Origin of the sequence: Collinsella sp. AM23-17 (assembly GCF_003470945.1) — a bacterium.
Classification (GTDB): Bacteria; Actinomycetota; Coriobacteriia; order Coriobacteriales; family Coriobacteriaceae; genus Collinsella; species Collinsella aerofaciens_O.
In genome coordinates this window covers 68,541-89,402 of the sequence record NZ_QRHU01000008.1, presented here as the reverse complement: position 1 = coordinate 89,402, position 20,862 = coordinate 68,541, and the positions used below count along the sequence as shown (strand labels likewise).

17 protein-coding genes are annotated in these 20,862 nt (G+C 59.1%); 9 read left to right on the top strand and 8 right to left on the bottom strand.

The window, feature by feature from the left end; all coding sequences use genetic code 11:
* Positions 1 to 77: 77 nt before the first annotated feature.
* The 3 genes from DW645_RS04390 to DW645_RS04380 all read right to left on the bottom strand — a co-directional run bounded on the left by DW645_RS04390 (position 78) and on the right by DW645_RS04380 (position 5,330).
* Positions 78 to 1,760, bottom strand: a complete 1,683-nt coding sequence (locus tag DW645_RS04390; protein WP_118226467.1) for a hypothetical protein — start codon at positions 1,758 to 1,760, stop codon at positions 78 to 80.
* A 273-nt stretch (positions 1,761 to 2,033) separates the two neighbouring features.
* A complete protein-coding gene (locus tag DW645_RS04385; protein WP_158568678.1) occupies positions 2,034 to 3,809 on the bottom strand; it encodes a carbohydrate-binding domain-containing protein in 1,776 nt (591 codons plus the stop codon).
* Positions 3,810 to 4,016: 207 nt separating this feature from the next.
* Positions 4,017 to 5,330 carry an NCS2 family permease gene (locus tag DW645_RS04380; protein WP_118226464.1) on the bottom strand — a complete coding sequence of 438 codons (1,314 nt, stop codon included), beginning with the start codon at positions 5,328 to 5,330 and terminating at the stop codon, positions 4,017 to 4,019.
* Positions 5,331 to 5,523: 193 nt separating this feature from the next.
* Here DW645_RS04380 and DW645_RS04375 point away from each other — a divergent pair, with 193 nt between their 5' ends.
* Entirely contained in the window at positions 5,524 to 5,943 is a 420-nt protein-coding gene (locus DW645_RS04375) for a peptide deformylase (protein ID WP_035137017.1), read from the top strand.
* Positions 5,944 to 6,074: 131 nt separating this feature from the next.
* Positions 6,075 to 7,040, top strand: a complete 966-nt coding sequence (gene bsh, locus DW645_RS04370) for a choloylglycine hydrolase (protein ID WP_118226462.1) — start codon at positions 6,075 to 6,077, stop codon at positions 7,038 to 7,040.
* A gap of 81 nt (positions 7,041 to 7,121) precedes the next feature.
* On the opposite strand, the gene DW645_RS04365 is transcribed toward bsh, so the two are convergent.
* Both DW645_RS04365 and DW645_RS04360 read right to left on the bottom strand, forming a co-directional pair.
* Positions 7,122 to 9,368: a KUP/HAK/KT family potassium transporter gene (locus DW645_RS04365; protein WP_118226460.1), complete on the bottom strand. Its 2,247-nt coding sequence runs from the start codon at positions 9,366 to 9,368 to the stop codon at positions 7,122 to 7,124.
* A 139-nt stretch (positions 9,369 to 9,507) separates the two neighbouring features.
* A complete protein-coding gene (locus DW645_RS04360) occupies positions 9,508 to 10,419 on the bottom strand; it encodes a DMT family transporter (protein WP_118065573.1) in 912 nt (303 codons plus the stop codon).
* A gap of 118 nt (positions 10,420 to 10,537) precedes the next feature.
* Here DW645_RS04360 and DW645_RS04355 point away from each other — a divergent pair, with 118 nt between their 5' ends.
* Both DW645_RS04355 and DW645_RS04350 read left to right on the top strand, forming a co-directional pair.
* Positions 10,538 to 11,395, top strand: coding sequence for a LysR family transcriptional regulator (locus DW645_RS04355; RefSeq protein WP_118226458.1), 858 nt, complete (start codon positions 10,538 to 10,540; stop codon positions 11,393 to 11,395).
* Between the two features lie 201 nt (positions 11,396 to 11,596).
* Positions 11,597 to 13,078: an aminotransferase class I/II-fold pyridoxal phosphate-dependent enzyme gene (locus DW645_RS04350; RefSeq protein ID WP_118226485.1), complete on the top strand. Its 1,482-nt coding sequence runs from the start codon at positions 11,597 to 11,599 to the stop codon at positions 13,076 to 13,078.
* Between the two features lie 75 nt (positions 13,079 to 13,153).
* Here DW645_RS04350 and DW645_RS04345 read toward each other — a convergent pair whose 3' ends face one another.
* Entirely contained in the window at positions 13,154 to 13,564 is a 411-nt protein-coding gene (locus tag DW645_RS04345) for a peptide deformylase (RefSeq protein WP_117655208.1), read from the bottom strand.
* A gap of 204 nt (positions 13,565 to 13,768) precedes the next feature.
* Between DW645_RS04345 and DW645_RS04340 the strand changes: the two genes are divergently transcribed.
* The 3 genes from DW645_RS04340 (at position 13,769) to DW645_RS04330 (ending at position 15,788) form a co-directional block, all read left to right on the top strand.
* Complete coding sequence (locus DW645_RS04340) at positions 13,769 to 14,404, top strand: MFS transporter (protein ID WP_118226456.1); 636 nt, start codon at positions 13,769 to 13,771, stop codon at positions 14,402 to 14,404.
* Positions 14,395 to 14,724, top strand: a complete 330-nt coding sequence (locus tag DW645_RS04335; protein WP_118226454.1) for a hypothetical protein — start codon at positions 14,395 to 14,397, stop codon at positions 14,722 to 14,724. Before DW645_RS04340 ends, DW645_RS04335 begins: the two co-directional genes overlap by 10 nt.
* A 152-nt stretch (positions 14,725 to 14,876) precedes the next feature.
* Positions 14,877 to 15,788: a hypothetical protein gene (locus tag DW645_RS04330; protein WP_118226452.1), complete on the top strand. Its 912-nt coding sequence runs from the start codon at positions 14,877 to 14,879 to the stop codon at positions 15,786 to 15,788.
* 410 nt (positions 15,789 to 16,198) lie between these two features.
* Here DW645_RS04330 and pdxT read toward each other — a convergent pair whose 3' ends face one another.
* Together pdxT and pdxS are read right to left on the bottom strand one after the other, a co-directional pair.
* On the bottom strand, positions 16,199 to 16,786 hold the full coding sequence (gene pdxT, locus DW645_RS04325; RefSeq protein ID WP_117765938.1) for a pyridoxal 5'-phosphate synthase glutaminase subunit PdxT: 588 nt from the start codon (positions 16,784 to 16,786) through the stop codon (positions 16,199 to 16,201).
* Between the two features lie 20 nt (positions 16,787 to 16,806).
* The gene (gene pdxS, locus DW645_RS04320; protein WP_022094325.1) at positions 16,807 to 17,697 is read right to left on the bottom strand and encodes a pyridoxal 5'-phosphate synthase lyase subunit PdxS; all 891 of its coding nucleotides are present in this window, start codon (positions 17,695 to 17,697) and stop codon (positions 16,807 to 16,809) included.
* Positions 17,698 to 17,842: 145 nt separating this feature from the next.
* On the opposite strand from pdxS, the gene DW645_RS04315 reads away from it, so the two are divergent.
* Positions 17,843 to 19,282 (top strand): PLP-dependent aminotransferase family protein, encoded by a 1,440-nt coding sequence (locus DW645_RS04315; RefSeq protein ID WP_118226450.1) that lies wholly within the window; start codon positions 17,843 to 17,845, stop codon positions 19,280 to 19,282.
* 555 nt (positions 19,283 to 19,837) lie between these two features.
* Positions 19,838 to 20,704, top strand: a complete 867-nt coding sequence (locus DW645_RS04310) for a hypothetical protein (protein ID WP_118226448.1) — start codon at positions 19,838 to 19,840, stop codon at positions 20,702 to 20,704.
* Positions 20,705 to 20,862 lie beyond the last annotated feature (158 nt).

Here is a 20,862-nt window from a genome sequence, read left to right as displayed (position 1 = left end):
GGGAGCTCGGCGGTGGCGTTGTTAAACGGTGCTGGGGCTCGGGGCCTTCGCGGGAGCTGCCATGTGCGCAGAGGCGTCTAAGAGCGCTTACGGCTCGCCATGGTGCCTGCGGCGATAGCGGCTGTTCCCGCAAGGACGGTTGCCACGATGGCCGCACCCGAGGTGTCGCCGGTTGCCGCGAGCACGCCGGTAGTCTTGGCTTTCGTGGTTGAAGCCGCAACGGCCTTGGTCGGCTTTGAGCCCTCAGGCTTGGGGTTCTGCTTGGTCTCGTCGGGCTTGGGGTCTTCCGGCTTGGCTACCTCGGGAGGTGCGATGGTCGTGCTTTTGGCGACTGCTTTGATATAGAGGGAGTCGACCGTGGCGTCGCCCGTGCCGATGGCTTGGCCTGCTTCGTAGATGCCGTCACGGAGCTTGCGATAGTCAATGACCTTGCCGCCTTCGGGCGTCTGGATGGCGGCGTTCTCAATCTTGATGGTGCCGATTGTCTTGCCGTCAGCGCTCATGGCACGGGCAAAGATTGCCGCTGTATCTCCTTCGACCGTTACCTTGCTGCGGATGATCGAGATGACTGCGGGTGTGACGCCCTCGCTGGTCTGGGCGATGATGCCGATGTTCTCGCCTTGGGGTTCGCGCCTCGTCTCGCCATCTTGGTTTTCGCTGTAGGGGATGGGGCCGTCGCCGTTCTCGACATAGCGGGCTATGGCCTTGACAACGGAGTCGCTGATGTAGATGTGGCCACCCTTCTCGTTGGGTCGATCGTTTCTGGTGGAGAATGCAGCCGAAACCTCGCCTTCCGCAAGCGCGTCCACGGTGGAGCCGTTCTTGACGACGATATCGTCTTGGTAGGTGAAGAGGGCAATGGCGCCACCGTATCTGCCTTTACTTGCACGGACTGTCACGTTTGCATGATCGAGCGTGATGCCCTTGTGGGCATAGACGCCATATTCAACACCGTTTACGTTGAGGGAGGCGTTTGTGGCTGCGAGGCTGCCCTTGGCCTCGACGGCAGCGTCTTTCTCGGAGCTTGCCTCGACCGTCCCGCCACCCTTGATGGTGAGGTTCTTGTCGGTTCCAATACCCTTGTCCTTGGTAGCCCTGGCGGCGACGGCTCCGTTGTCGTCAATCGTGATATTGCCGTTTGCCCTGATGCCATCCGATGCACCCGTGGCGTTGACGTTGCCCGAACCTTTGATAGCGAGATCACCCCCGGCATTGATGGCATCAAGCCCAGTGCTCGTGGCGTTGACGGATCCGGCTCCGTCGATGTTGATATTACCCGTGGAGAGGATAGCGTCCTCAGTAGATGTCACGCTGAGCGTGCTGCCCGCGTCGCCTTGGATATTGAGCTCGGCGTTCTCATTCTTGCCATGAGAAGCCTTGATGCCTTCGATCCAGTCGGCAGTGACGATGTTGTTTCCCGAGTAATTCACGTTGAGCTTGCCTGCGGCCTGGATCTCGCCGCCGTTATAGTTGTTGAGCTTCAAGCCGTCGGCGCCGTCCCACGACCAGGTACCGGCTTCGTCGCTCGCCGCGGTGTTGTACTTGTTGCCGCCGACCTTGACCCATTCCGCTGCGAGCGAGACGCTCGGCATGAGCAGCGAGCTTACCGTGAGCGCGCATACGGCTCCCACGACGATGCGGCGCGTCACGCGGCGCCAGCTGCCGTGCGCGAGTCCTATGCGACGGCGGACGTCGGGTTCGGCAACATGGGTTCCGGCGGTAGCGTCATTGCGTTTGGGGGTCGTGAACAAGGCTGCCATGGTTGCTCCCGTTCTCATAGGGCCTATACGACTAGATTCAGCGTATCTGCTGGATGTTGCCGGCGGTAGTGCCGTTTGGAGGGCAAAATGGCCAAAATGGGGGGGAGAAATAGGCCGCACGCCGGCGCAGGGACCGGCGCTAAAAGAAAAGCGCGGGGCCGCATGGCGACTCCGCGCTTTATTGTTCAGCTTTTGCAGCCTTGCCCTTGCGCTACGAAGAAGTAGACGAGGAAGGCAAGGGCCGCGATCCACCCGTCCCGTGCGAAAAAGTGTTTACGAGCGTTTGCGACTCGCCAGGGCGCCTGCGGCGATGGTGGCCGTTCCTGCAAGGGCGGTCGCTATGATGGCCGCGCTCGAGGTGTCGCCGGTTGCGGCGAGGATGCCGGTGGTTTTGGCTCCCGTGGCTGCAACTGCAACGGTCTTGGTCGTCTTCGTGCCCTCGGACTTGGAGCCCTCGGGCTTGGTCTCGCCGGGCTTTTCCTCGGGCTTGGTCTCCTCGGGAGGCACGATGGCCGTGCTCTTGGCGACTGCTTCGTTATAGGGGGAGTCGATCACAGCGTCGCCCGTGCCGATGGTTTGACCCACCGCGTAGAAGATGCCGTCGTCGAGTTCTTCCTTGTTGCGATAGCCAATGATCTTGCCGCCTGTGGGCGTCTGGATGGGAGCTCCTTCGATCTCGATGGTGCCGATCGCCTCGCCGTCCGCGCTCATGGCAAGCGCAAAGATAGCCGCCGTGTCTCCCTCGGCCGTGACCTTACTGCGGACAATCGAGATGGTCGCGGGCGTGATGCCCTCCTTGGTCCGGGCAAAGATGCCGAAGTTCACGCCCCTGCGCTCAGGGGCGATCTCGCCATCCTGGTCTCCACTGTAGTGGTCGGGGCCATCGCCGCCGGTCTCGGCATAGCGGGCTATGGCCTTGACAACGGAGTCGCTGATGTAGATATGGCCACCCGCTTCGCCGGAGTAGAAATTACTGGTGGAGATTGCAACCGAGAACCTGCCTTCTGCGAGCGCATCCACAGTCGAGCCGTTCTTGATGACGATGTCGTCCTCATCGGTGAAGAGTGCGCTGACTTCCCCGCCATCTGAGCTTGCGCGGATCGTCACGGTCGCGCCATCGAGCGTGATGCCCTTGTAGACATAGATGCCATACCCAACGCCACTTGCGTTGAGGGAAGCGTTCGTGACCGTGAGGCTGTTTTTACCGTCGATGGCGGCGTCTTCCTCGGAGCTTGCCTTGACCTGGCTGCCACCCGAGATCTCGATACTGCCGTCGGCCCAAATCGCATTGTCCTCGATAGAGCTTGCCTCTACCTTGCCGCCGCCCTTTATGATGAGGTTCTCGTTAGCATCGATACCCTGATCCTCGGTGGCCTTGGCGGTGACGGTTCCGCTGTTGTCGATCGTGATGTTGCCGTCGGCCCTGATGCCATCCGAATCGCCCGTGGCGTTAACGTTTCCCGAGCCCTTGATGGTGACATCGCCCCCGGCATCGATGGCATCGTGCTCGGTGCTCGTGGCGTTGACAGTGCCAGCGCCGTCGATGTTGATGTTGCCGACGGAAGTGATGGCGTCACGAGAAGATGTCACGTTGAGCGTGCTGGACGCGTCGCCCTGAATATTAAGCTCGGCGTTCTCGTTCGCGCCATCCTTAACCTTGATGCCGCGGCCGTCGTCGTTAGTGACGGTGTTGTTGCCCTCGTAGCTCACGTTGAGCTTGCCCGCTGCCTCGATCGCGCCGCCGTTATAGCCGTTGAGCTTCATGTCATCGGCGCCATCCCATGACCAGGTACCGGCGGCGTCTCCCGTGGGGCCCGCGGCCGCTTCGTGGCGGACGCCGCCAACGTCCACCCACTCGGCTGCGAGCGAGATGCTCGGCATGAGCAGCGAGCTTACCGTAAGCGCGCATACGGCGCCTACAACGATGCGGCGCGTCACGCGGCGCCAGCTGCCGTGTGCGAGCAGCGTGCGACGGCGCAGGTCGGGCTCGACAAAATGGGCTCCAGAGGTTTTGTCATTGCGCTTGGGGGTCGTGAACAAGGCGGCCATGGTTACTCCCATCCTCATAGGGCCTATGCGGTTATATCCAGCATATCTGCAGGATGTAGCCGTCGGTAGTGCCGTTTGGAGAGCAAAACGTCCAAAACTTGCGAAGCAATACATCGCGTGTCCGTGTGGTGCCTGGCTTTAAAAGCAAAGCGCGGAGCCGCTCGATGCGACTCCGCGCTTTGCTGTTTGGTATTGCGAATCTTGCGCCTACGCTACAAAGAAGTAGACGAGGAAGGCGAGGGCTGCGATCCACATGAGCGGCTTGATCTTGGAGGCCTCGCCCTTAAAGAGCGCGACGATCACGTAGGCGATAAAGCCCAGGCCAATGCCGGCAGAGATGGAGTAGGTGAAGGGCACGCCGGCGACAATCATGAACGCCGGGAAACCCTGCGACACGTCGGACCAGTCGATCTCGGAGGCCTCGCTCATCATGAGGTAACCGACGTAGACCAGAGCACCGCAGGTGGCGGCGCTGGAAACGATGGTGACGATGGGGGAGAAGAACGCGGCGAGAATGAACAGCACGCCGGTGGTGACGGAGGTGAGGCCCGTGCGGCCACCGTCGGCAGCGCCAGAGGTGGACTCGACGAAGGTGGTGATGGAGGAGACGCCCATAAAGCCACCGGCAGCAGCGGCCACGGAGTCGACGACCAGGATGGGACGGATGTCCTCGACATTGCCGTCCTCGGTCAAGAACTCGCCCTGCTTGGCGACGGCCATCGCGGTGCCCATGGTGTCGAAGAAGTCGCTCATGAGCAGCGAGAAGGCAACGACGAGCAGCATCGGGTCGGTCAGGACCTTCACGATGGCAAGGTTGCCGTCGGCAGTGCTGGCAAACGGGGCGCCGAAGGTCGAGAAGTCGAGCGGTGCGATGAGGCCCTCGGGCGCATGGGTGACGCCCAGCGGGATGCCGGCGATAACGGCGACGATGATACCGATGAGCAGCGAGCCCGGCACGTTGCGGGAGGCCAGGGCAACCGTCACGACGATGGAGATGATGCCGACGATAAAGGTGGGGGAGGTGATGTCGCCCAGACCGACGAGTGTACCGGCGCCAGCGGTGATAATGCCGGCGTCGCACAGGCCGATCATGGCGATGAACAGACCCAGGCCCACCGAGATAGCGTGGCGCAGAACCACGGGGATGGCGTCCATAATGGCCTCGCGCAGGCCGCAAAGGACGAGCAGCAAGATGACGACACCCTCGAGGAAGATGACGCTCATGGCCACGTGCCAGTCACCGCCGCACATGGTGGTGGTGATGCCCGCAATCATGGCGTTGATGCCCAGGCCCGACGCGCATGCGAGCGGACGGTTGGCGAAGATGCCCATGCAGATGGTCATGATGCCGGCGCCCAGGCAAGTGGCGCAGGCGAGCGCTCCCGCATCGATGCCGGCGCCCGAGAGCACTGCGGGGTTGACGGCGATGATGTAGGCCATCGCCAGGAATGTTGTCAGTCCAGCGCGAAGTTCGGTCCCGATTGTGGACTTGCGCTCACTGACGTGAAAAAGTTCGTCCATGCATACCCTTTCCTTGTTCGGCCCCGAGTTTAGGCCGATTGACACGAACCCACCCACTATATCGCCTTTGTGAAGTTGGTGTTCCTCACATGTTGATGTTCGGCGGTTTGTAACGGACGGGCGGTATCTTTCGCATGAAATTGTGTAGGTACCGTATACTTAAGCGGTTACAACGACCCCTATGGAGGAACGTATGATTAAAGAGCTTTGCCACGACGAGGCTATCCTGTCCCAGCGTTGCGAGGTTGCGACCGTCGAGGACGAGTCGGTTGCTCAGGACCTGATCGATACCATCAAGTCGCTCGACGATGCCGGCTGCCTTGCCGCTAACCAGATTGGCGTTACCAAGAAGGTTTGCGTCTACCTGGACGATGCCGGCGAGCCCCACGTGCTCTACAACCCCCGTCTGGTGTTTGGCCTGGGTGCCAGCAAGATGGAGGAGAGCTGCCTGACGCACGAGGAGGTCACCAAGTCCACGCGCTATATCAAGTGCAAGGTTGCCTTTGACCAGATCGTCGACGGCAAGATGAAGGAGTGCCGCCGCGATTACGCAGGCTTTGAGGCTCAGATGATCCAGCACATGATTGATCACTGTCTTGGAAAGTTGGTCTAAGGGGACCAAAGCACCGCACCTCGTCGTTTTTAGTCCGGGTATGACATTGTTGTCATGTCCGGACTTTTTTGTTTAGCGCTCCTTTGTTTGGTGACAATGACCTTAGTAAGAACATTGAGCTAGGAGGCGCTATGTGCACGAGCATTCGATTTACCGATAATTCCGGCCACATGTATCTGGGCCGCAACCTCGACTGGAGCTTTGGATACGGCGAGCAGGTTCGCGTGGTGCCCCGCGGGTTCCACATCCCGTACTCGTTTATCGACGATGCGACGGCGGCGCATGCGGTAATCGGTATGTGTATCGATTACAAGAACTATCCCATGTTTTTCGATTGCGGCAACGATGCGGGCCTGGCTGTGGCGGGGCTCAACTTTCCCGGCTATGCCGAGTATGCCGAGGGGCCGGTTGATGGCAAGACCAATATCGCGGCCTACGAGTTTCCCCTGTGGGTGGCGGCGACGTTCTCGACGGTCGACGAGGCCGAGGCTGCGCTGCGCGATACGGTGATTGTCGCCAAATCTGCCGGCGAGGGCCTGGGCGTGTCGCTGCTCCATTGGATTATCGGCGACAGCCAGCGCAGTATCGTGGTCGAGATGATGGCCGACGGCCTGCATGTATACGACGACCCGGTCGATACCCTTGCCAACCAGCCGACTTTCCCGTGGCATATGGAAAACCTGCGCACCTATATCACCGCCACCAGCGATTTTCCGCAGACGGCGACATGGCGCGCCGCCGAGCTCAAGCCTTATGGCGCTGGTGCCGGCATGCGCGGTATTCCGGGCGATTGCTATTCGCCGAGCCGTTTTGTAAAGGCTGCCTACCTCAATGCCTATTACCCGCAAAAGGGCAGCGAGGCCGAAAACGTCGTCCGCATGTTCCGTTCGCTCGAGGGCGTGGCGATGATCGAGGGAGCGTCCAAGATGGGCGACGGCAAGTTCGAGAAGACCATCTACACCGGATGCTTTAGCGCGCGTACGGGCAATTATTACTACGCGACCTACGATGACCCATCGATTCGCTACGTGAGCCTGATGGATGCCGAGGGCGCGAGCCCCGATAGGCTCGTGGTTCCCGAGCCGCGCCGTTCGTAGCTCACTGGTTCGTTGCGACATAAAACGGCCTCGCACCTCTTATGAGATGCGAGGCCGTTGTCGCCAATGGCTGGTGGCGTGTTAGAAGTTGGCGTCGTTGAACTGGTTGCTCTCGAGTCCGTCGAGTTGCTGTTCGGGCGTATCGGCGACGCTCTCGAGCAGCTCGGTGGGATCGACGTTCATGCTCTTGCCGGCCTCGTTGCCGTTGACCAAGTCGTCCGAGAAGATGTCGACCTCCATTTCCTCGGCCTCTTCGATCTGAACCTCGAGCGGCACCTGGGTGCGCACAAGTTTGACGGCCGGGCGCATGCGAGCAAAGAGCGGTACGTACTCAATGATGATGGCCGCGTTCTCGAGACCGTACCAGCGTGCCGGGCTTCCGCAGGCGCGGCGGACGGCGTACTTGATGGCCATCACGCGGTGGTCATTGCGGTTGATGTCCGTTTCGGGGGCAAGCATCTTGCGCAGCATGCAAAAGCGGAAGTCACCTACGTTGCCGCGCGTCTCGTAGATGGAGTAGGTGTGATGTTGCGGCGGCAGCTCGCCCGATGCCATCAGGTCGCCGACGATCTGACGCAGATAGGCGTTGACGCGCTGGTTGACCTTAAAGCCCAGGTCCAGGCGCACGCGGAACAAAAAGTCCGTGCCAAAGGTCTCGACGGAATACTCGTGCGTATAGGGTTCGTCGGTAACGTGCACGTTGATGAACCAATATGCCTTGGCGCGCTTGGGGTGCTTGTCCAGGATGGAATAGAGCACGTCGCGGTCGAGTGTGAGCGGGTCGGGGCTGTTGGTGAGAAATACCAGATTGTCGGCGAGCACGGGATAGGTCTCGTCATTGCGCAGGCGATTGAGCTGGTCGATGTACTTGGAGACGGGCAGCAGGATCGTCTGCGTGCGCTCGATGGCGGTGCCGCGACGCCACACATACATAAGGCCAAACAGCAGTGCGGCCAAGAAGATCATCACATAGCCGCCGTCAAAGAACATGGTGAGGCACGAGGCGAAAAAGCACAGCTCAATGGCGCCGAAGAGCAGGGCGAAGACGCAGGCGCCCAGCTTGTGCTTGAGAATGCCGGCGATATAGCTCGTCAAAAGCGTGGTGGTCATAAGCATGGTCACGGTAATGGCGAGGCCGTAGGCACTCTCCATGCGCTCGGAGTTTTGGAACAGCAGCACGATGAAGATGCAGCCGACCCACATGATGTTATTGACGAGCGGAATATAGAGCTGGCCCTTGGTGTCGCTGGGGTAGTGGATGCGCAGGTGCGGCATAAGGTTGAGGCGCGTTGCCTCGGATACCAGCGAGAACGAGCCGGTGATGAGCGCCTGTGAGGCGATGATGGCCGCCACGGCCGAAAGCACGATGGCAAAGGGGCGTAGGGGCTCGGGGAGCATCATATAGAACGGGTTGACGATATCCATCGCGAGCATCTGGGGGTTGGAGTTATTGGCGAGTAGCCAAGCTCCCTGACCCAGATAGTTGAGGATAAGGGCCGCCTTAACAAATGGCCAGGATGCATAGATGTTTGCCTTGCCCACGTGGCCCATGTCCGAGTAGAGTGCCTCGGCACCGGTTGTCGACAGGAAGACAAAGCCGAGCACCATAATGCCCGAATGGTTGATGGGCGAGAACAGGAACATAATGCCGCGGATGGGGTTGAGCGCGCGCAAGATGGACAGGTTGCCGAGCATGTTGAACAGACCGGCGCCTGCCAGGAACAGGAACCACAGCGTCATGAGCGGGCCGAAGAGCTTGCCGATTGACGAGGTACCGGCGCGCTGCATGGCAAATAGGCCGCAGATAATGATGATGGTGATGATGATGACGTTGGTCTGGCCGTCGCCCAGCAGCGCATGGCCCCATTCGATGGTGCGCAGACCCTCGATGGCTGTGGTGACCGTGACGGCGGGGGTGAGGATGCCGTCGGCAAGCAGTGCCGCACCGCCGATCATGGCGGGCAGAATCAGCCATGGTGCCACCTTGCGTACGAGGCTGAACAGGGCGAAGATGCCGCCTTCGTTGTGGTTGTCGGCCTTCATGGCGATTACCACGTACTTGACCGTGGTCACGAGCGTCATGGTCCAGATGACGAGCGAAAGCGCGCCCAGGATCATGTCCTCGCTGACGGTACCGATGCCGCCGTTGTTGGCGACGATTGATTTCATGGTGTACATGGGGCTCGTGCCGATGTCTCCGTAGACGACGCCGAGCGTTACGAGCAGCATTCCAGCGGAAAGGGGGATGGCTCCATGCCCGCCCTGCCCGTGCTGGCCTTGGAGGCTTGCCTCCAGCTTGTTGTGTGCCACGTGGACTCCCTTAGACATCTGGCCTCTGCAAAGAGCAGTGGACCTTTATGCCGTCTTTATACATACAAGAGCAGTTTGGCACATCGGGTTATTTTAGACAATAATCCTCAGCTGGGGATTATTTATCTACGCAGGTAGCATTTCAAAGCAGGGGCTTTTAAGCACGTGCTATCTGGGCGATGCCAGCCTTGGCGTTTGCGCGTTTGCCGGCGAGTTCGCAAAAAATCGCGCCGCCGATGATAAGCGCGGCGCCCATCAGGCGGACCGGTGTTATGGCTTCACCCAAAAGGGCGGCCGAGAACACGACCGCCGAAAGCGGCTCGAGGTAGCCGACGACGGCGACGGTCTGGACGGGCAGCTTGGCGACGGCGCTAAAGTAGAGCAGGCAACCAATGCCGGTGTTGACGACGCCGAGCATAGCGACGGCGCGCCAATCAATACTGGCGGCGACGCCGGCGGACAGGAACGAGGGAGCGCCCTGCGTGATGAGCGTGAGGGCCAGTGCGGTCACAAAGGCGGCGCTCACTTGGAGTGCGGAGTTCTCGAGGCCCTCGATGTGAGGCGCACCCTTGCTGGCGATGACCATCAATGCATAGCAGAAGGCCGAGGCGATTCCACAGACGATGCCCGCAATGGGCATATTGCCGCCTAGACCTTGCGCTGCAATGAGAAAAGCACCGCAGGCGACGGCGATAAAGCCGGCGATTTTGCTGCCGGTCAGCTTTTCGCCAAAAATGAGCGGGGAGAGGGCCATAACGATGATGGGGCCACAGTAATACAACAGCGAGGAGATACCAACGCCGATCGTCTGATAGGCGCGGAACAGGAAAATCCAGCTGGCGCCCAGCGCGGCGCCCGAGACGATGAGCGCTGCGGCCTCGCGGGGGCGAGACGGAGCCTGCAGGTTATGGCGCTTGGTTATGAAGAGGACGGCGGCAAGGGTGAGAGCGCCCAAAAACGTGCGCAACAGTACGATATCGGAGCTCGGCAGCGCGATGGCAGCGGCGATGATGCCGTTGGAGCCAAACAATAGCAATGCTGCTAAGTACGTAAACAATCCGTTGTTCATGTGCTGACATCCCCTCTATATTCGAGCATGTTCACTATGGGTGAACTGGCTTTAGAAGAAAAGCGAATATAATGCATGGATAACATGACAAAAACTCATGTAAAGGTGGAGGGGTGCCGTGGAAACGAATATTCAAAAGATGCAGGTGCTGCTCGAGACGGTGCGGGCCGGCAGTTTTACGCGCGCCGCCGAGCGGCTGAGCTATTCGCAGTCGGGCGTGAGCCGCATGGTGGCCGATCTCGAGGCCGACTGGGGCTTTAAAGTGCTCGATAGAAGCCGCGAGGGCGTAGTGCTTTCTGCCGATGGGCAGCAGGTCATGCCGGCAGTCGAGGCGTTATGCGAAGAGTTTGGCCGCCTGCAGCGACGGGTGGATGAGATGCGCGGGCTCATGCGCGGCAAAATCTGCATCGGTACGTTTTCGAGTGTGGCGACCCACGTGTTGCCGCCGGTGATTGCGCGTTTTCGCGCCGATCACCCGGACGTCGATTATGAGTTGCTGATGGGCGATTACTCAGAGATTGAACAATGGGTGGCAGAGGGCCGCTGCGATCTGGGCTTTATCCCGCGTGAGCCCCGAGAAAATGGCATGACGTCGCGGTCTTTGGCGCGCGACGAGTTGATGGCGGTGGTGCCGACAGATTCGTTGCTTGCCACGGCGGAGTTCGTCTCTCTTGCCGATTTAGCCAACGAGCAGTTTATTCTGCTGGAACGGGGTACCGATGATGAGATTACGCCGCTATTCCGTCGGGCGGGGCTGGCGGTGCGCTCAAAACTGTCGACCTGGGATGACTATGCGATTATGGCTATGGTGGAGGATGGCCTGGGCGTGAGCGTTCTTCCGGCACTTATCTTGCGCCGCTGTCAGTTCGATGTCGCCGTGCGTCCGCTCGAGGGGCGTCCCCATCGCCAGATCAATGCCATATACCGCACCGCCGACGTTTCGCTTGCCGCGGCTCGTTTCCTTGAATATCTCTAAAAGCGCGTACCTGTTGTCCACTTTGGGACAATTCTCGGGGTTCGGTACATTTTCTTGTGAAATTGAACTTCCGGATAATGTGCCGCGCTATACTGCTGCCTAAATTGAACCTAGGTTCAATTCGTGTTCTATAAATTGAACTTTGCCAGCAAGGAGGTTCTAGTGGCCCAAGAGACGTTTAGCGATCGCCTGCGACAGGCTATGTCCGATCGCGACGTTCGACAGTCGGACGTGATTCGTGCATCGGAGATGCTCGGCAAAAAACTCGGCAAGAGTCAGATGAGCCAATATGTGAGTGGCAAGACGATCCCGCGGCGCGATGTGGCAGAGCTGCTCGCCCGTATTTTGGAGGTCGATGTTTCCTGGCTGCTCGCCAGTGACGCCGACCAAGGCGAAGCATCATCTCCCCGTAACGCTGCCAAGTCCGAACCTAGCCCCACGGCTCAAATTCCAAGGAGCACCACCATGCGTACTTTTTCTAAATCCACCAAGCTCGATAACGTCCTGTATGACGTGCGCGGTCCCGTCGTCGACGAGGCTGCCCGTATGGAGGACGAGGGCGAGCGCATCCTCAAGCTCAATATCGGCAACCCGGCGCCCTTCGGTTTCCGCACGCCCGATGAGGTCATCAAGGACATGCGCCAGCAGCTGCCCGACTGCGAAGGCTATTCCAACTCGCGTGGCCTGTTCTCCGCGCGCAAGGCGATCATGCAGTATTCGCAGATCAAGGGCCTGCCCAACGTTCAGATGGAGCATATCTACACGGGCAACGGCGTGTCCGAGCTCATTCAGCTTTCGATGAACGCGCTGCTCGACAATGGCGACGAGATTCTGATCCCCAGCCCCGACTATCCGCTCTGGACGGCGTGCGCAACCCTTGCCGGCGGTCATCCTGTGCACTATCTGTGCGATGAGCAGGCGGATTGGTATCCCAACTTGGAGGATATGGAGTCCAAGATCACGAGCGCGACCAAAGCCCTCGTTATCATCAACCCCAACAACCCCACGGGCTCGGTCTACCCGCGCGAGGTGCTCGAGGGCATCGTCGAGGTTGCACGCAGGCATCAGCTGATGATCTTTGCCGATGAGATCTACGACCGCCTGTGCATGGACGGTTACGAGCACGTCTCGATTGCCTCGCTCGCTCCTGATCTGCCCTGCGTCACCTTTAGCGGCCTTTCCAAGTCGCACATGATCGCGGGCTATCGTATTGGCTGGATGGTGCTTTCGGGCAACCAGCGCTGCATGAGCGACTTCATCATGGGCATTAACATGCTCTCCAACATGCGCCTGTGCTCCAACGTGCCGGCTCAGTCGATCGTTCAGACGGCACTCGGTGGTCATCAGTCCGTTAACGACTACATCCGTCCCGGCGGCCGCGTCTACGAGCAGCGCAACTTTGTGTATGAGGCGCTCAACAAGATTGACGGCATCTCGGTGGTTAAGCCGCGCGCGGCGTTCTACATCTTCCCCAAGATGGATGTGAAGAAGTTCAACATCACCGATGACGAGCAGTTCGCCCTTGACCTGCTGCACGAGAAGAAGATTCTGATCACGCGCGGCGGCGGCTTCAACTGGGCCGAGCCCGATCACTTCCGCATCGTGTACCTGCCGCGCATGGAAGTACTCAAAGAGTCCCTCGAAGACCTCGACGACTTCTTCGATCATTACCGCCAGAGCTAGTGGGATAGAAGCTCCGCACTATGAGAAGCTCCCTGCAGTTATTTTTCTGCAGGGAGCTTTCTTGAATCGGCGGAACTATATAACGATTCCGCAACAGTGGTCGATTTCGTGTTGGATGATCTCGGCGGTGTAGCCCGAGAAGTTTTTGATGCGGTGGACGAAATTCTCGTCCAAATACTCAACCTTAATGCGGCGATAGCGAGTACAGGGGCGCTCGCCGGAAAGCGAGAGGCATCCTTCGCTCGTCTGATAGGAATTGACCTGCTCAAGAATTTGAGGGTTGTACATCAGCAGCGCCCTGTTGCCGTCCTTTACGCAGATGATGCGTTTGCGCACGCCAATCATGTTGGCGGCAAGGCCCACGCACTCGTGCTCATGCTCATGGAGCGTATCCAGGAGGTCCTGCCCGGTCGCGGCATCGTCGGGTCCCGCGTCTTCGGAAGGCAGGCGCAAAAAGAACTCGGATTTCATGATGGGCTTAATCATGGCGGGCTCCTCATGTCTCGTGCTTTCGTGGGCTTTTAATAATAGCGCGGAAGGAAAGCTGCGCGTCAGCGTTACAATCTTTCAACGTTGGACCATGTTGTCGGATCCGTCGCGTGCGGCGTCTGGCGTAAGTCTAGGGCTCATGCTCGCCCTGGACTGTTCCTCTGGGGCGATGTGACTGTTGTTCCAAGAGGAAGGAAATGCATGGGGAGCAAATCTCAGCAACAAGTTCAAGCAACGCCATCGGCCACTTCGGCGTTTCTCGTCGTAATGTATATTGCAGCCTTTGTTGCCGCGTTTAACGAGAACATCATTAACGTGGCACTGCACGATATCATGGCGGCCTTTTCGGTGAGTGCCACCACGGCGCAGTGGCTAGTTTCGGGCTACATGATCGTGACATCGATCTTTGCGGCCATCATGGCCTTTCTTTCCGGTCGTTTCTCGACGCGCAAGCTGCTGTTTTTCGCATGCGGATGCATGGTCGCCGGCGAAGTCCTGTGCCTGGTCGACCTGTCGTTTGCCGTTTTGCTGCCAAGTCGTATTTTGCAGGCTGCGGGATCGGGTATCTTGTTTCCGCTCATGATGAATGTGGTGCTATCTTGCGCCCCGCGCGAGAAACTCGGTCTGTATCTGAGCCTGGGCGGTGCCTGCATTACGCTGGGGCCGGCGTTTGGACCCGTGATCAGTGGTCTTATGTGCACGTTGTTTGGCTGGAGAGCGGTGTTCGTAGTGCCGCTGGTGGGCGGTGTCGTGGTCGCCGCGGCGGCAGCAAAGCTCGTTCGAAATGTTGGAGAGCGCTCGAACACTAAGCTTGAATTGGTATTGTCGTGCTGCTGACCGTTGTGGTGTATGCCGGCGTCGGTTTGGTGCTGAGCCCCTCGCAGACGGCCGGTTTGGAGACGCTGTCTGCCGCTGAGCATCCTCACGGAACGGCATTGCTCAACACGTGGAACATGATTGCCGCATCGTTTGGTCCGTCGCTGTTTATCGGCCTGCTCTCGAGTTCTGCGGCGACTGCCGGCGCCGCTGGCGCTGCGACCGACGTTGCCCAGGCGATTGGATTTGCAGCTGCCGTACGTGTGGCGGCTGTAATTGCCGTGGTCGGGTTCGCGACGTCGCTGGTGTACGCTCGTCGCGAGTCGCACATGTCGCATTAATGTGTGCACATAGATTCTGCAGCTAGATTGGATGGCGACACCATAAACTAATGGACGTTTTGCCGAGAGGCATGAATGTTTAAAGCGCAAAGAGTGCGCGACGGGCCCCGCGAATGGGGCGATGATGCCCGAGAGGGCCAAGAAGGAGTCTCATGTCCGAGAACGAAGAGATCATGAACGAGACCGAGAACGAGACCATGGCTGCCGAGGTCGAGGCAGTCGAGACCGTGGAGACCGAAGCTGCCGAGGTTGAGGCTGCTGCCGAGGTTTCCGCCGAGGAGGAGGCCGAGGTTGTCGAGGCCGCCGTTGATTACGATGACGAAGAGCTGATGGACAAGATGCAGAAGGCCGCCCGCCTGCTGCGTAGCCGTCGCTTTGCTATTTCCAAGGAGGAGGAGGCCAAGGCCGAGCGTATGGCGAACATCGAGCGCGCCATCAAGCTTCTTGACCTCAAGCCCAAGATGGAGCAGAAGGAAATGTCCGACCTGCTGGGCATGCGCCTTCGTGAGCTCGATGGTCTGATGGCCGAGGCCGAGGCTGCCGACCTGGTCGGCCGCATCGACGACGCCGAGGGCGATATGCGCAAGATCGTTGTCTTCGCTGCCGAGGATGCCGCTGAGGGCCTGGTCGAGCTTGCCAATAAGAAGGAGAAGCTCCTGCCCGAGCTTTCTTACGAGGAGGCCACCGAGCTGATGGCCGCTCTCGATAAGGTCATCGCTCCGCTCGTCGCCATGGGCCTGGACGAGGACCGCGGTCCTCGCGGCGGTCGTGACGATCGCGGTGGCCGTGGCGGCGACCGTGGCGGTCGCGGCGGCTTTGGCGATCGCGGTGGCCGTGGCGGCGACCGTGGCGGTCGCGGTGGCGATCGCGGTGGCCGTGGCGGCTTTGGCGACCGTGGCGGCGACCGTGGCGGTCGCGGCGGCTTTGGCGGCAACCGTGGTGGCTATGGCGATCGCGGTGGCAACCGTGGCGGCTTCGGCGGCAACCGTGGTAACGACCGCGGCGGTCGCGGTGGCGATCGTGGCGGCCGCAACGGTGGCGGCTTTCGCGGCAACCGCTTCTAATTAGTTACGCGGTTCTACGAACCGCGTAACCAGTTGACGCTGCCAACGCCCCTAAGCGGCAATCTGACGTTCAATTTCAAGGGCGCGACCATAAGGTCAGCGCCCTTTCATTTCACGTCACCTTGCTCGCTTAGGGGCGTTTTCGCTGACTTATGCTCAACCTGCGGCGTTGTCTTGCTCCGGGGGTGGCAGTTGGGGACGTTCCTTTTCTGCCGGTAGTTTGGGACACTCCTTGTCAGGTAGTCATTGGGGACGTTCTTGTTTGACTAGTCGTTTAAGAACGTCCCCAACGACTACATAGCATGAGAGTGGATAATCTCCCGGTTTGAGCCTGCATTCAAGCTCAAAGTGGGAGATTATCCACTCTCATTTGTTGTATGTCCGAAAATCCACGCTCGTTTAAATTCTACCTACATTTGTAGGAACAGTTCGTGGAGGCGGGTGTCTTCGTCGAGTTCGGGGTGGAAGGTTACGCCGAGCTGATTGTCTTGGCGGGCAGCGACGATGCGGCCATCGACTTCGGCCAGGGCCTTGGCGTCGCCGTGGACCTCGACGATGCGGGGCGCGCGGATAAACGTCAGCGGCGCTTCGCCGTCGATGCCGGCTACTTGCCCCTTGGTTCGAAAGCTGCCGAGCTGCCTGCCGTAGGCATTGCGCTCGACAAGTACATCCATGGTTGCCAAACGCGGCGTGCCTTTATCGTCATGGGCGGCAAGGTCGTGAGCCAGTAGAATCAAGCCGGCGCAGGTGCCCAGGACGGGCATGCCTTCAGCGATACGGGCGCGAAGCTCCTCGAGCATGCCCAGCTCATCAAGCAGCTTCCCTTGAACGGTGGACTCGCCGCCGGGAAGTACCAGACGGTCAAAGTCCTGCATCAAATCAGCCGCCTGCCTCAGCTCAATACAACGTGCGCCCAGCTCGGATAGTCTTGTCTCGTGCTCGGCAAAAGCGCCTTGGACCGCCAGCACGGCGACCGTCTGGCCTGCATAATCGCTCATGTGAGATCCTTTCTGCTGGACTAGCGTCCGCGCTCCTCCATGATGATCTCGATCTCGTCAGCGTTGATACCGACCATGGCCTCGCCCAGGTCCTCAGAAAGCTCGGCAATGAGCTTGGCGTCGGTGAAGTTTGCCACGGCCTTGACGATGGCGGCTGCGCGCTTGGCGGGATCGCCGCTCTTAAAGATGCCCGAGCCGACAAAGACGCCTTCGGCGCCCAGCTGCATCATCAGCGCGGCGTCGGCGGGGGTCGCGACTCCGCCGGCGGCAAAGTTCACGACGGGAAGCTTACCCGTGGCATGGACCTCGCGCACCAGCTCGACCGGAACCTGCAGTTGCTTGGCTGCCTCAAAGAGCTCGTCGTCGCGCAGGGCAACAACGTCACGGATCTGCTTTTGAATCTTGCGCATGTGGCGCACGGCTTGGACGACGTCGCCCGTGCCCGGCTCGCCCTTGGTGCGAATCATTGTGGCGCCCTCGGCAACACGGCGCAACGCTTCGCCCAGATCGCGGGCACCGCAGACAAACGGGACGTCAAACTGGGTCTTATCGATGTGGTAGACATCGTCGGCGGGGGAGAGAACCTCGGACTCATCGATGTAGTCGATCTCGATGGCTTGAAGGACCTGCGCCTCGACGATGTGACCGATGCGGCACTTGGCCATGACGGGGATGGAGACGGCCTCTTGAATGCCCTTGATCATCTTGGGGTCACTCATGCGCGACACGCCGCCGGCGGCGCGGATGTCGGCCGGGATGCGCTCGAGAGCCATGACGGCGCAGGCGCCTGCCTCCTCGGCGATACGTGCCTGCTCGGGCGTGGTGACGTCCATGATGACGCCGCCCTTGAGCATCTGCGCGAGCTCGCGATTGAGTTTGACGCGATCTGCCTTGCTGGTCTGTTCTGCCATGGTTGCTCCCTTGGTTGGCATGTGCATTGCTTGACGGAAAATCCTATCGGGGAGCTGGGCATGGCAAAATACTCAGTTTTCGAGATAATAATAAGGTCAGCTTAATACCAGATTGAACAGCTCGATAAGGTCAGGTGACAAACTCATGCTTGACTACAATTTGGAAAAACGCGGCGAAGCATCGCTCTATGAGTATGTTTACCAGCAAATCCGAGATGATATCGTAGCTGGACGCATTACGGCGGGGGAGCATCTGCCGTCCAAGCGCGCCTTTGCCAGTCATCTGGGAATCAGTGTTATTACCATTGAGAATGCATATAGCCAGTTACTCGCTGAGGGCTATATTTGCTCAATGCCACGTCGTGGCTACTACGCTTGCGAGCTTCCGGATGCACCGGTTTTGGCTTCGGCTGCGGAGGGCATCGACCGAGATGCCGTCTCTGTGGGCCCCAGCGTGCATGATGTCAACGGACAGGTCGAGCGATTCGATGCGCTTTCTCCTTCTGCTTTGGAGGCGGCGCGGCTTTGGCAAAGCGCGCTACGGGCGACGCTGGCATCCGAGGACGAGCGCGAAATCTTTTCGCCCGCACCGGCGCAGGGCACTGCTCGGCTACGACGCGCAATTGCTCGCCATCTGCGCGGGATAAGGGGTATGAATGTCGACCCCAACAACATTGTTATCGGTGCGGGCGCCCAGCTGCTCGATACCATGTTGGTTCAGTTGCTTGGAGCCGACAAGGTGTATGCCGTTGAGGATCCAGGCTATCTGCGCCTGACGCGCATCTATCAGGCTATGGGTTGCGAAGTGCGTCATATCCCGTTGGACGGTGAAGGCGTGGACTTGAGTGCTCTGCAGAAAACCGGGGCGGATGTCCTTCACCTGATGCCGTCTCACCAATATCCGACCGGCCTTGTGACGAGCATTGCGCGTCGCTATGCCCTGCTGAGCTGGGCCGCCGAGCAGCCGGACCGGTATCTCATCGAAGATGACTTTGATTGCGAGTTTCGCCTTGCCGGTAAGCCGATTCCCGCGCTCGCGTCGATTGATGCCGCCCAATCGGTCATCTACACCAACACGTTTTCAAAAAGTCTGTCGTCGGCCCTGCGTTTGGCGTATATGGTCCTGCCCGATGAGCTGATGGAACGGTTTAGGCGCAACCTTGGCTTTTACGCCTCGTCGGTGAGTTCTGTTGACCAGGTCGCTTTGGCTCGTTTGCTGGAATCGGGCGATTACGAGCGACATGTGAACCGCGTACGCGTTCGTGCTCGCGAGGCGCGTGATGGCCTGACGGCGCTTGTGCGAAAGGCGTTTCCGGCGGGGGAGTTTTTGGTTGAGCACGCGGATGCCGGCCTCTACTGCGTCGTAGTTGCGGAGTGCGATACGGGCGGAAACTCTTTTACACGCGCCCTCGCGCGCTCGAGCATCCCTTACATCGATATCAATGACTGTTTTTGGTGTCCCGATGGCGCACATGGATCTTCAAACCCGACTCGAATCCTTGTCCAGTACGACGATTTGAGTCCAAATGAGCTAAATACCCTGGAATCGCAGCTAATGGGCGCACCCTCTAACCTAAGTGAGTAGGCTTTTAGCGTGAGGAGGACCAGGCCGTTTTGTAGCAAGCTATCTACCTGCGATTTTGTGAAGCAGTTTAGTCGGTCTGCTCGGCGGGTCCTAAATAGTCTACTCACTTGCCGCGCAAGGCTTCCGCATGAGAAAAGAAGCGGGGTTTTCAACAACGCTCCGTCCAGTTCTTGGCAAGCTTTTGGCCAGTTGGGGAGGGCTGTTGAAAACTTAACAGTCCGTTCGACGCCCTTTTCGGTGCGTTCGCGCCAATGCGTGAGTACCAGGGTTGAAATCCGTATTCTCCTGTGCCTATGAAGGATCTACTTTGTGACATATCGGCTTTTAGGTACTGGCGCTTGCCCCCTCAAGTCCTTGCTTTGTGTCCGCCGCTTCCACGACCGGAAGAAGACCGGCAGCGATATGACCTTGTCCGTAACCCGACGGCTAAGGTTGCGCTCGGCTTTCCGTTGTATACGTTGGTTCGAACGAGAAACAAGCGGACTTGCCCTGCCGGCATGAGGCAGCGGCTGTTTCTCGGTGAGCTCCCCAGGGAATCCGTGCTAGAAACGGAGCATGGGTTTTTTGATTACGTCTCCTCTACTGACGGCATTCATCATGTTGCGGCATCTGACGGATCTTCAGCTTCTTTTGGTATTGGCGGAGATGTGCGGTTTGTTTGCGGTGTGTGCCCTGCCGGCGGCACTCGAGGCGGAGCTTTCGCGTGCAATTGATTCGGGCGCGATTCCGACAACTTCGGGCTGGACACGCTGTCCGTCCGAGGATGGCGTCGCTTCAGATTTATGGCGTCGCGACGCTTTGGTTTTGAGCGGAGACCTCGACCGTTTTTGTTCAGATGTTTACGGGATGCGGTACGGCAAGCGATTTATGGCGGTGTCGCGTTTCGTTCCGCTGGGCGCCGCATCGCCCTTTGAGGTCGAGGCGTATTTGTTGTTTGCACTGCCGCGAACACTAGGGGGCGAAGGTTTTTGCGGCATAGAGCTCAATGTCGAAGTGAGGCTAGGTGCAAGTGCTCGAGCGATTGTGGGAAAGTCCCGCGTCTTTATCGACCTGCTTCTGTCTTCGCCGGACGGAGCGCGACAGGTGGCCATTGAATGTCAGGGAAAGGCCTCGCACGGGCGCGCAGGGGACGGCTTGCGTGACGCTGACCGCATGACGGCCCTTCAGGCCATGGGCTACGATGTACTTCTCCTGACACACAGACAGATATTCGATGAGGATAAATTCCGCGCGATCGTTAAGGCCGTATGCAGGATGCTCGATGCTGAATATCGTGATAAAAGTTCAGATGAGCAAAGGGCTGAGACATTACTCCGGTCCGAACTATTCGTTGACTGGACAAAATTGGGAGTAATCGACGGAAAGATGCCCGTTAGACACAAAACAGCTCGATCGTGGACGGCTGCGGTTCTAAGTGAGTAGACTTTTGGCACTTTGGTGACCAGGCCGTTTTGTAACAAGGCATTTACCTGCGGCTTTATAAAGTGATATGGATGGCCTGCTCGGCAAGTTCAAAAAAGTCTACTCACTTAGTTTTTGACGAGAAGCCGATGCCGAAGGCGGTCCTGTTTCAGGGCGTT

Bases quoted from the DNA above. Each gene is read 5' to 3' on its own strand.
- DW645_RS04390 (WP_118226467.1), bottom strand. From the start codon at position 1,760: ATGGCAGCCTTGTTCACGACCCCCAAACGCAATGACGCTACCGCCGGA.
- DW645_RS04385 (WP_158568678.1), bottom strand. From the start codon at position 3,809: ATGGCCGCCTTGTTCACGACCCCCAAGCGCAATGACAAAACCTCTGGA.
- DW645_RS04380 (WP_118226464.1), bottom strand. From the start codon at position 5,330: ATGGACGAACTTTTTCACGTCAGTGAGCGCAAGTCCACAATCGGGACC.
- DW645_RS04375 (WP_035137017.1), top strand. From the start codon at position 5,524: ATGATTAAAGAGCTTTGCCACGACGAGGCTATCCTGTCCCAGCGTTGC.
- bsh (WP_118226462.1), top strand. From the start codon at position 6,075: ATGTGCACGAGCATTCGATTTACCGATAATTCCGGCCACATGTATCTG.
- DW645_RS04365 (WP_118226460.1), bottom strand. From the start codon at position 9,368: ATGTCTAAGGGAGTCCACGTGGCACACAACAAGCTGGAGGCAAGCCTC.
- DW645_RS04360 (WP_118065573.1), bottom strand. From the start codon at position 10,419: ATGAACAACGGATTGTTTACGTACTTAGCAGCATTGCTATTGTTTGGC.
- DW645_RS04350 (WP_118226485.1), top strand. From the start codon at position 11,597: ATGTCCGATCGCGACGTTCGACAGTCGGACGTGATTCGTGCATCGGAG.
- DW645_RS04345 (WP_117655208.1), bottom strand. From the start codon at position 13,564: ATGATTAAGCCCATCATGAAATCCGAGTTCTTTTTGCGCCTGCCTTCC.
- DW645_RS04340 (WP_118226456.1), top strand. From the start codon at position 13,769: ATGGGGAGCAAATCTCAGCAACAAGTTCAAGCAACGCCATCGGCCACT.
- DW645_RS04330 (WP_118226452.1), top strand. From the start codon at position 14,877: ATGTCCGAGAACGAAGAGATCATGAACGAGACCGAGAACGAGACCATG.
- pdxT (WP_117765938.1), bottom strand. From the start codon at position 16,786: ATGAGCGATTATGCAGGCCAGACGGTCGCCGTGCTGGCGGTCCAAGGC.
- pdxS (WP_022094325.1), bottom strand. From the start codon at position 17,697: ATGGCAGAACAGACCAGCAAGGCAGATCGCGTCAAACTCAATCGCGAG.
- DW645_RS04315 (WP_118226450.1), top strand. From the start codon at position 17,843: ATGCTTGACTACAATTTGGAAAAACGCGGCGAAGCATCGCTCTATGAG.
- DW645_RS04310 (WP_118226448.1), top strand. From the start codon at position 19,838: ATGGGTTTTTTGATTACGTCTCCTCTACTGACGGCATTCATCATGTTG.